Genomic DNA, 8,732 nt, shown 5'->3' with positions numbered 1-8,732 from the left:
CTATAAACTTTCGAGCATCTACGGCGAAGAAGCCCCAAGCGATTGAATTTTAAGGGTTTTCTTTCTTGGCCGCTTGGCGGATGTCGAAGAAGTGTCGAAACCATCCAAAGGATTGAAGCGCACGGCTTCCATAAAATGCGACGGAGAAAGGTGCGCATAACGCATGGTGACCGACAGCGACGAGTGACCGAGAATCTTGCTCAGCGTGAGGATGCCGCCGCCGTTCATCATGAAATGGCTGGCAAACGTATGTCGCAGCACGTGGCTTGCTTGCCCCTTCGGAAGCGCTATCCCACTCGCCTTTAAAGCAATGCGAAACGCCCGCAGGCAAACGGTAAACCGCCCCTTTGCTTTCAGGTGCGCCGAAACCCGCTGCGCCAACGATTCGCTAATCGGAACCGTGCGTACCCGTTTCGATTTGGTATTAACGAACGTGACCGTATTGTTTCGGACCAGATCAGGCCGTAAGCCTTGCGCCTCCGACCAGCGGGCGCCAGTAGCAAGACAAACCTCAGCAACCAATCGAACGCTAGACGAGCGGCTTTTATCCAGCGACGCCAACAACTGGCGAATCTGGTCAGCCTGCAGATAGGAAAGCTCAGCTTCCTGAAGCTTCAGCGGCTTAACCTTGGCGAGCGGGTTGGGATAGTCGATATCGCTCAGCCGATACAGCTCGTTGAAAACGGTCTTCAGAAAGGACAGTCGGTTATTGATGGACTTTGGCTTGGCACCCGCTTCCAGTTCAGATCGGCGCAGGTTCACCAAATCAGAACCGGTCAGCTTTCGCGCTACCGGATCGCCCAGCCGCTTGGCCATAAGCTGAAGCATGTTCGCCCGTCGCCTGCCACTGGTGATCGCATGGCCGTGCAGGTCATACCAGCGTTGAACAAGCTGGCTTAGCTTGCGGTTGTCCAGCGGCTTCGGATTCCACTTTTGTGGCTGGATGCACTCAGCACGACAAACCGACTCAAACCGGATCGCCTCAGCCTTCGTCTTCACTGTCTTGCGGAAGCGCTTGCCCTTGATCGGCTCAACATCGACCTTCCAGCGGCCATCGGGCAGTTGCTCTATTGCCATCAGACAGCAACTCCCCACCGAACGGTTCGTTCCTCCAGGCGCTCTCCGATCATTGATCGTATGTCCTGCGGCGTTAGCCCCTTGTCACGGTAGTAGCTCACGATCAGCGGCCAGAACGGCAGGCTCTTGAGAGCCTTAAACGTCTTTTTTGCGTCCAACCCTTGCCGCGCCGCGAGCGTGATGGCGTTGCCAATCATCAGATCGATGTTCTTGCCGGAAAACCCCCGAGCAGTCTTGTACCGGCGCTTATAGTAGGTTTCATCGACAAGCGAGCTAACCCCAGTCTCAACCGTCACGTCATCACGCAGCAACGTCCAGATCGGGTCGAGCCAGCCCGGACGCGCCATCAGCCGGAAACGGCTGAAGCCGTAACGCCAGAGGCCATCGAGGTGCGGCGCAAATTCCGCAAACGTGCGCGTCTCAATGAATTGCCCGGAATTGGTCGAGCAGCTACCGGCTGCGAACTGGTCAACAATGGAGTGATGGAAACGGAACTCGACGCGCCAAACCGGCTGTTCCGGGTCGTAATTGTCCGGGTCGCCTACGTCGAAACTGTCATTGCGACGCCAGACGCCTTCCCACCAGTCCAGCTTATCGATGGCCTTGGCCTGAAGGGTCTTGTTGTAGACGCCCAGCTGACACGCCCCAGCAGAACCGAACAAATAGGACTGACCGCGCCCGTAGGCCGCCGACTTGTCAGCCCACTCGAACCGGCTGATGCCGTCGAAGCTGCGAATGCTGGTCGCCTTGCAATGCATGCCGGCTACGAACTCCTCAGAGGGAGTCCAGCCCTGAAAATCGACGGCCAAATGCACCGCGCATTGCTTAGGCGATACATGGGTCATCGCGTCGCCGGCCAAACGATCCATGAGCTGCTGAAGGCGCTCAGGCTCGTGAGCGTCAATCGCATGCGGCGACACTTCAATTTTCAGGTGAGGCCCGATGGCATCCAGCTTGCGGTTGAAGTTTTTCAGCAACAGGATCAAGCCGAGGTCGGCATTCTGCAGCTTGAACTGATAGCCGCTGTCACGGCCCACGCGCGACGCATGGAAGCGGTAACCGGCGAAGTCGACCATGCCGGGCTTCTCGCCGAACAATGCGAGCAGTTCGGGCCTCAGCAGCCCTTCGTACAACTGGCGAACGGTATCGACACCGCAACGCAGCAGGCGAACACCCGACAGGTCGGTGAACTTCGCCAGATGACTGTCAAAAAATACGCGGCCCTTCGGATTCTCGACGACCTCACCATCGGCGCCGAACAGAACCCGGATTTGATCCTTTGCCATACATCACCCCAAATTGACCGTTACTGACCGTTTGCTTACTTGTGTTATTGACGTGCTACAGGGACGTCACCGCACTGAAGCCGCTAGCCGTTGCGCTACGCTGACGCCCAGCGGCTTCAGCGCTGGACGCCGCCCCCGATTGAAGCGACAGGATCAATCACGCTGGTGACGGCACCTCGACCGGTCCACGGCGTGACACGTTCGCCATCCACATCGCAATACATGTCCATTTGGCCGGCGAAGAAATTGCACTCACTGATCGGCAAAACGCGCGTCAGGCCACTGGTCGATACGAGCACGACGCGCGCGGTCTTGCTGACACGCTTGGATTCGGTCTGCCAGTAAATGCCGTCTGAATCCGGGTCGTCAGCCGAAGGCGGCGACCATGCGCCGGTCGGCGAAAAGACATAGCCACCGACACGCCACGTCAGAGACATAGTCGGCCCCTCGGGCTTGCTGTAAACGGCAGTAGCAGCACGCGCAGCGCGTGATGGTTCCAGCTTGGGCTGCTCAGCCACGACAGGCGCAGCAGCTTCCTTAGGAGCCTGAACAACGGGCGTCGAGAAGAACGAACGGATGCCGATCACGCCAAAGGTGCCGCAGACCAGCATGATGACGATCAACCCCCAAAGCCCCCAAGACCGCAGCAGCGAAGCGCGCCCGTCTGCCTTGGACTCGTCGCCTACCTCACCGCTGGCCGATTGCGTGGCCGACTGGTAGTAACACCACACGGACGGCTTGAACGTACCCGGCGCCTGACGCAGCAAAGCGCTTTTCGGCGGACGCTGGCCCTTGGCGGCACCGCGATAGATGTCGACCCGGTAGAACTTCTTCGACTTCTTGACGATGCGATAGGTGGTCTCGACCAGCAGCGTCACCCACGAGGCGATCTGTTCGAGATCCTGCGTCACCAGTACAACGCGCATCGACTGGCCTTTGGCATCGACCCGGTGCCGGTGTTCTGCCAGCAGCGCTTTATCTTCGAGCGGCGCGGCGTTGGTTTTCTGCCCCTTCGGCCAGCGGCGCCAGAGTTCATCCAGCACCAAAACGCAGCCGTTGGGCGTCAGGTCGGCCAGATCGCGGCGCTCGAACCAATCAGCCGGCAACTGCGCGATGGTTCCGCCGAACTCGGCCAGCAGCGCGTCGATCTGAAGCGGAATATTCGTCACCACATGCCGGCCTTGTTTCAAGCTGGGGATGATGACGTGTTCAACGACACCGTAGCTTTTGCCGTGCCCGGGCAACCCGGTGTATGCGTCGATCGCCATAGGTCACCCGATAATTGGAATTCGGCGAATAAGGAAGCGAAGAACATAGGCGCCGATAATCATCGTTAGTCCAGGGCCAACTTGGCAGGCGCTCGTAAAGAAAAGAACACTAGGCGGAATGCCTTGTAAGGCATCTTTAGCGCTAACGATGAAATCAGGAACCGGCAGGCTATAGATAACGGACCACGCCCACCCCTGAATATGCACAAAGATTTCTGAGATACCGGCACGGATGGCTTCAAATAGAAAGGAAAAGAACTCATTGAAGAAATCAAATACACGCTGGAACGCGTCCCAGAATGGATCGAACAGGGATTTAAAGAATGTCTTTATTGCGTCAATCATGGCTCTAACCTCACGCGCTTAAAAGAATCCTGACCGCAGCAAGCCCCCAAAGGGCGAGAAAAATGGAACTAAGAATTCCGCGAACACTGTCGTAAAGATGGCAATGAGTATTGAACTCGATGCGCTCGTTAAAAATATCAAGCGTTCCAGTTGGGCAAACGCCCTGCTCGTCCGGGAATTTGAGTTCTGAAATGGACTTGCCAAGCGGAGAGGCATTGAAATTCTTTGAAAGACCGTCAAAGAATTTACCCTCATAAAAGGGGCCTTCAGGGTCAGATATATCAGCTACAGAAGCTGTAGCGGTGACATAGCCTTTCGTGTCCTCACTGAAACTACAGCGCTCATCGGAACAGTTACCAACGCCGGATGAATGATCGCCACCAAGGCCGTCATCTCCTTCGCCGTCGCCGGTGCCGCCACCGGTGCCACCGCCAGTACCGTCACCAATCTCGCCGCCACCTTCATCACCGCCACCGGTGTCACCGCCGCCCGTATCGCCACCAGTGTCACCGCCACCAGTGTCACCACCACCGGAATCGCCACCGCCGCCACCACCCGTATCGCCGCCACCAGTGTCACCGCCGCCGGTATCGCCGCCAGTGTCGCCACCACCAGTATCGCCACCGTCAGGCGGCGGGAGCTTGGAACAGGTCGTGCCTGACCAGCCGTAGCCGTCAGGGCAACCGGGATCGTTGGGATCAGACGGAGGGACGTTCGGGGTATCGGCGGGATTCAGAGGCGAGCCGGTAGAGCCAAGGGGCGCATCAGGTTCAGAGCAGGTTTCACCGGTAGGGGTACCGATGTAGTTACAGAATCCAGAGGTGGAACCCTCTGCCGTCGCGTAGCAACTAGCAGGACGATCAGCGAGCGTATGTGAACACTGGCCATAGCAAACAGAGCCGCCGCCAGAGGTCACAACGTAATTTGACCCGTTGGAGTTAATGAGGGGACCGGACTTGCTGAAGATACCGGGACCACCGGCCGCGCAGTCTTCAGGGGGGGGCGGAGGAGGTTCATCACAGGTCACACCATCAGTTGAGCCATGTTCACAGGTAATGAAACGGCGAATCCACGAGCCAACTTGGAAATTCTGGGTGCCTTGAGTACCAAGGCACGAGCCGGACGATTCACCGGAGCCAGCCGCGAGAAAGGTATATGCGGTTTCAATTTCGAATACAGCACGGCACGCAGCCGATTTAGAGGTTTTGCCGGGTGATTCCCACGAACCAATCTTTCCGTGGTATCGAGGCACCTCAACAGCAGCAAATGCGCCAGAGGAAACCAGTAAAAAAGCTGCGATGAGGTATCGGCAGAGGTTCGCCATGATGTTCACCACCTCGAAAAGATGCCGTAGGCGCAGGCCGCACCGATGCAGAAAAAGGCGAAGTGCCAAAGCGCTTCCATACCCACCTCACGAAAAGAAAGGCCGGCAAAAGAGCCGGCCCGGAACGCAGAGAACGCGCTTAGCCACGCAGGAAGCCGAGGACGATACGAGCACCCTTGATGCCGGCATAGACGACTGCCAGCAGCGCAGCGACGGCGAGAACGGCCGTGCCGATAGTGGTGAAGTCGACGGCATCGGTCAGCGTGGCGTAATCCCAACCAGCAGCGTGAGAGGCCGACGCGGCAGCGATGAAGGGAACGGCCAGAGCGAGGTCGCGGGAAATGCGTTTGATCTGTTGCATGGGTGAAGCTCCTTTGTTGGGTTAGGCGTGCTTGATGAAGTCGAGAACGGCTTTAGCGCCGATGCCGATCAGAAGCACAGTGGTTACCAGCGTGAAACCGACCCCGAACAGTTGAGCCAGAAGCGCCGGGTCCAACTGGCTGGGGTCGAACTGCTCAGGTAGCTGGACCATGACCCAGCCACCGGAACACAGGGGCGCGCCGCCCGGATCGACAGAAACAGAGCCGTCACAGGTGAGCGCGTAAGTCATACGCCGGCCCCTTCAAGGTCGGCGGTTTCTTCAGAGGACTTGCAGTCAGGACAGACGGCGAAGTGGGGCGGCACACGCAGATCGGGCAGCAGGTCGCTTTGCGGCGCGGGCTGAGCCATGAGCTTGCCCATGTCGCAGCCGCAGCAATCACACAGCACTTGATCGACGATCAGCATGACCACCCCTCCCGTTAGTTCGCTTTGGCCGCGTCAGGGGCTTTGCTGGGCGGCTGCGGCTGCGGTTGGGCCGGGCGTTGCTGCGGCTGGCTGGACACGACCTTGACGAGTACCTGCGTGTTAGTCGTGCGACCGAAGCGGTTGGTAATTGGGCGAATCTGACTTTCGAAGGTCAGCGCGACCGGGCCTTGGCTCAGATCAATGTGATCCAGGCAGCCAGCATCGGCAGCGTATTCGGTCACTTCGAAGCCTTCGGCATTACCGTTGCTTCCGGCTGGAATGGGCGACAGCGCTTGGATATTGGCGCGTACTTCACCGGTGTCTTTGTTCGTGTAGTGGTCTTTCTTGATGACGAACAGGCTGGTGATCGAGGTGGCTGCTGGGATTACGAACATTGCTTTGCTTCCTTTTGGTTTGCCCCTTGGGGCTTGCTGTTTCCATTGGCCCCTTTTGGCTCTATTGCCTTGGCCGTTGGCGTTGTCTCGTGTTCTGTCTGGCGACCCCTTACGGGGCGGGCTCTACTCGCTTCGCTCACCAAGCCCTTACGGTCTTGGCCCTTACGGGTAACGATCCCTGTCGCTCTTGCCGTCCCGGCGCTTAGAAGCAACGTCAAAAGCGCTTCCTCTGGCTCAAGCTCAAGGGCGGGGGACCTCTTCCCGCACCCCTCTGCCATCCCATCGGTCGCTCAGGACCGTAGCCCTACGCCTGACCCCCGCAAGGGTCCGCTACGCCGCTTCGCGCCCTTGCAGGCGTCAGGCTTCAGGCTCCTTTGGTCCCGCGACCGACGGCGATGGCGACGGGGCGGGGGAAGAGGGAAAGGTGGTGGCGGTAAACCGGTCAGGACAGCCAGCCGCTACCCACTGCGAGAGAACAGCACCGCCGAGGGTCCAAAGGTCGGTTCCACGGTTCACAGCTTCCTCACTCAAGGCGAGCTTTACGGAGGTCTGGGAAACCACGTAGAAGCGCACGTCTTTGTCTTCCACTTGATTCAGGCGGGGCGGGATCATGGGCATCTACTCCAGTTCAAACGGCTCGTGAATCGGCACGTAGGGCGTTGGTTTGCCGCTGTCGTGAATAACGTGCCAATACTTCGGGGGACGGGCGCTCGGCTCGTGTTTCGCGCAGGTAGAACGCGGCGTCACTTGCCAGCGACCATCGACCAACCGGGCCGACGCGGGGCGGCAGTGGTCGCATGGTGTGGATCGGGAGAGAACGGGAACCGCCGCTACGATCCTTGACCAGCAGACAGAGCAGTCGCAGTTCCGGGCGTGAGGCAGGCGCAGGTACCGTGACAGGCTCACTGGATGGCACCTGCGCCGCTGGCTTTACCCGCACGTCGTTTCCATAGCGACGCACGTAGGAAACGTTAGCGGGCATTACAGGCCCGACATTACGAGCGCTAGGAAACGGCTCGCCAGCATGCTTGGAGGCGTTAAGCAGCAAGTCAGTAAGCAGAACCAGCTGATCCCAAGTGATGACGCCGAGGTCTTCTAGGGCGCCAAGCTGGCCTTGAACCGCGCCGAACTTGGCAGCACACAGGTACTCGGAAACGCTGTCACGACCGCTAAGACGGACTTCGAGAAGACGGGCCAGCAGCGAAGAGAACACACGCTCAGTTGATAAGGTCATGCCGTCCACTCCTGTTCAAGAAGCCATGCACGGAACTGGACACAATTGATCACGCGGCGCTTGCCGAGCTTGATCGTCGGAAGCACACCGCGCTTCGCCCATGCACGCGCCGTATCGCAGGTCACGCCATTGCGCTCGGCCCATTGCTCGATCAGCTCGACATCCTTTTGCACCTCAACGAGGCGGCTAGCGTCTAGGGATTCCAGTTCCATTGTCATGGTCGTTCCGGCACTATTTGGGTCGTTGAAGGATATTTCATGGCAACTATGGACCGGCATTATTTGCGGGTTCATATTGACTATTATAGGAAGACGAAAACAGTTGACCAGCAATATTTGCCGGTTTTATAGATGAAAAGGGAATATGAGAGAGCGCTTCGTAGCAATTCTTGAGCATAAGAAGCTCACGGCCAAAAAGCTGGAGGAGCTAAGCGGCATTGACCGAGAAAAATGGTATGCGTTGAGAAAGGGTGGACGCCGAATAAACGAAGATGACATCAAAGTCATCGTCGGGTTGGCACCCGAATACGCCCTTTGGTTAGTAAGCGGGACGATTGCCCCAGAGTCGGGCCAAACAAGCCCCGAGTATGACGAGGCACATTCAAACTTGCCCAATCAAAGCGCGGGATAGCATTAACGGAAATAGTTGCTAATCGTTGGTTCCGGCAAAGAAGTGCAAGAGGAAGTTAGCAGGGAGATTGCGATGATCGCTTGGATATTAACTGCGGCACTTATTGATCCACCGAAAACAGCGCAAACGCCTCTCAAAGAGTCCTACATCTTCACGACTCAAAAGGACTGCAAACAAGGGGAGGAACTGCGAAAGCAGATCGCGCAGCTACGGAACGAGAAGACCAACATCCGTTGTTCACAAATCGAACTTCTTGATCCCGACAAGTTATAGCTGTCGAAAAAGTGTCGAAAACAAAGGCCCAGACTGACCGCTAACGACCGTCCGGCCCAACGGCAACGCCCGTAATGACTCAAACAGACCGGCAATGACACCCTCCGACGAGAG

The 8,732-nt window shown here is 57.8% G+C and carries 13 protein-coding genes; 2 read left to right on the top strand and 11 right to left on the bottom strand.

Annotation, left to right across the window (positions count from 1 at the left end; genetic code table 11):
• Positions 1-18: 18 nt before the first annotated feature.
• From NAO55_RS20790 to NAO55_RS20740, 11 genes are all read right to left on the bottom strand, one after another.
• Complete coding sequence (locus tag NAO55_RS20790; protein ID WP_256070317.1) at positions 19-1,077, bottom strand: phage integrase; 1,059 nt, start codon at positions 1,075-1,077, stop codon at positions 19-21.
• Positions 1,077-2,363, bottom strand: coding sequence for a phage replication initiation factor (locus tag NAO55_RS20785; protein ID WP_256070316.1), 1,287 nt, complete (start codon positions 2,361-2,363; stop codon positions 1,077-1,079). Before NAO55_RS20785 ends, NAO55_RS20790 begins: the two co-directional genes overlap by 1 nt.
• 116 nt (positions 2,364-2,479) lie before the next feature.
• A complete protein-coding gene (locus tag NAO55_RS20780; protein ID WP_256070315.1) occupies positions 2,480-3,631 on the bottom strand; it encodes a zonular occludens toxin domain-containing protein in 1,152 nt (383 codons plus the stop codon).
• 3 nt (positions 3,632-3,634) lie between these two features.
• Positions 3,635-3,976 carry a hypothetical protein gene (locus NAO55_RS20775; protein ID WP_256070314.1) on the bottom strand — a complete coding sequence of 114 codons (342 nt, stop codon included), beginning with the start codon at positions 3,974-3,976 and terminating at the stop codon, positions 3,635-3,637.
• Between the two features lie 10 nt (positions 3,977-3,986).
• Positions 3,987-5,369: a methyltransferase gene (locus tag NAO55_RS20770; protein WP_256070313.1), complete on the bottom strand. Its 1,383-nt coding sequence runs from the start codon at positions 5,367-5,369 to the stop codon at positions 3,987-3,989.
• 70 nt (positions 5,370-5,439) lie between these two features.
• The gene (locus NAO55_RS20765) at positions 5,440-5,661 is read right to left on the bottom strand and encodes a hypothetical protein (RefSeq protein ID WP_256070312.1); all 222 of its coding nucleotides are present in this window, start codon (positions 5,659-5,661) and stop codon (positions 5,440-5,442) included.
• A gap of 21 nt (positions 5,662-5,682) precedes the next feature.
• On the bottom strand, positions 5,683-5,910 hold the full coding sequence (locus NAO55_RS20760) for a hypothetical protein (RefSeq protein ID WP_256070311.1): 228 nt from the start codon (positions 5,908-5,910) through the stop codon (positions 5,683-5,685).
• Positions 5,907-6,086, bottom strand: a complete 180-nt coding sequence (locus NAO55_RS20755) for a hypothetical protein (RefSeq protein ID WP_256070310.1) — start codon at positions 6,084-6,086, stop codon at positions 5,907-5,909. Before NAO55_RS20755 ends, NAO55_RS20760 begins: the two co-directional genes overlap by 4 nt.
• A gap of 14 nt (positions 6,087-6,100) precedes the next feature.
• Positions 6,101-6,481 carry a DNA-binding protein gene (locus tag NAO55_RS20750; RefSeq protein WP_256070309.1) on the bottom strand — a complete coding sequence of 127 codons (381 nt, stop codon included), beginning with the start codon at positions 6,479-6,481 and terminating at the stop codon, positions 6,101-6,103.
• A 618-nt stretch (positions 6,482-7,099) separates the two neighbouring features.
• Complete coding sequence (gene pflM, locus NAO55_RS20745) at positions 7,100-7,387, bottom strand: lysogeny maintenance protein PflM (RefSeq protein ID WP_256070308.1); 288 nt, start codon at positions 7,385-7,387, stop codon at positions 7,100-7,102.
• Positions 7,388-7,711: 324 nt separating this feature from the next.
• Positions 7,712-7,927 carry a helix-turn-helix domain-containing protein gene (locus NAO55_RS20740; protein WP_256070318.1) on the bottom strand — a complete coding sequence of 72 codons (216 nt, stop codon included), beginning with the start codon at positions 7,925-7,927 and terminating at the stop codon, positions 7,712-7,714.
• Between the two features lie 151 nt (positions 7,928-8,078).
• On the opposite strand from NAO55_RS20740, the gene NAO55_RS20735 reads away from it, so the two are divergent.
• Both NAO55_RS20735 and NAO55_RS20730 read left to right on the top strand, forming a co-directional pair.
• Positions 8,079-8,345, top strand: coding sequence for a DNA-binding protein (locus tag NAO55_RS20735; RefSeq protein WP_256070307.1), 267 nt, complete (start codon positions 8,079-8,081; stop codon positions 8,343-8,345).
• A 72-nt stretch (positions 8,346-8,417) separates the two neighbouring features.
• Entirely contained in the window at positions 8,418-8,618 is a 201-nt protein-coding gene (locus NAO55_RS20730; RefSeq protein WP_256070306.1) for a hypothetical protein, read from the top strand.
• The last annotated feature ends 114 nt before the right edge of the window (positions 8,619-8,732 follow it).

It is taken from the genome of Stutzerimonas frequens, from assembly GCF_024448335.1.
Taxonomy (GTDB): domain Bacteria; phylum Pseudomonadota; class Gammaproteobacteria; order Pseudomonadales; family Pseudomonadaceae; genus Stutzerimonas; species Stutzerimonas frequens.
The sequence above is the reverse complement of the archived record's forward strand: the minus strand, read 5'-3'. Positions and strand labels throughout refer to the sequence as shown.

What these genes read in the sequence shown, in the direction of transcription:
- NAO55_RS20790 (WP_256070317.1), bottom strand. Translation starts at nt 1,077, where the DNA reads ATGGCAATAGAGCAACTGCCCGATGGCCGCTGGAAGGTCGATGTTGAG.
- NAO55_RS20785 (WP_256070316.1), bottom strand. Translation starts at nt 2,363, where the DNA reads ATGGCAAAGGATCAAATCCGGGTTCTGTTCGGCGCCGATGGTGAGGTC.
- NAO55_RS20780 (WP_256070315.1), bottom strand. Translation starts at nt 3,631, where the DNA reads ATGGCGATCGACGCATACACCGGGTTGCCCGGGCACGGCAAAAGCTAC.
- NAO55_RS20775 (WP_256070314.1), bottom strand. Translation starts at nt 3,976, where the DNA reads ATGATTGACGCAATAAAGACATTCTTTAAATCCCTGTTCGATCCATTC.
- NAO55_RS20765 (WP_256070312.1), bottom strand. Translation starts at nt 5,661, where the DNA reads ATGCAACAGATCAAACGCATTTCCCGCGACCTCGCTCTGGCCGTTCCC.
- NAO55_RS20760 (WP_256070311.1), bottom strand. Translation starts at nt 5,910, where the DNA reads ATGACTTACGCGCTCACCTGTGACGGCTCTGTTTCTGTCGATCCGGGC.
- NAO55_RS20755 (WP_256070310.1), bottom strand. Translation starts at nt 6,086, where the DNA reads ATGCTGATCGTCGATCAAGTGCTGTGTGATTGCTGCGGCTGCGACATG.
- NAO55_RS20750 (WP_256070309.1), bottom strand. Translation starts at nt 6,481, where the DNA reads ATGTTCGTAATCCCAGCAGCCACCTCGATCACCAGCCTGTTCGTCATC.
- NAO55_RS20740 (WP_256070318.1), bottom strand. Translation starts at nt 7,927, where the DNA reads ATGGAACTGGAATCCCTAGACGCTAGCCGCCTCGTTGAGGTGCAAAAG.
- NAO55_RS20735 (WP_256070307.1), top strand. Translation starts at nt 8,079, where the DNA reads ATGAGAGAGCGCTTCGTAGCAATTCTTGAGCATAAGAAGCTCACGGCC.
- NAO55_RS20730 (WP_256070306.1), top strand. Translation starts at nt 8,418, where the DNA reads ATGATCGCTTGGATATTAACTGCGGCACTTATTGATCCACCGAAAACA.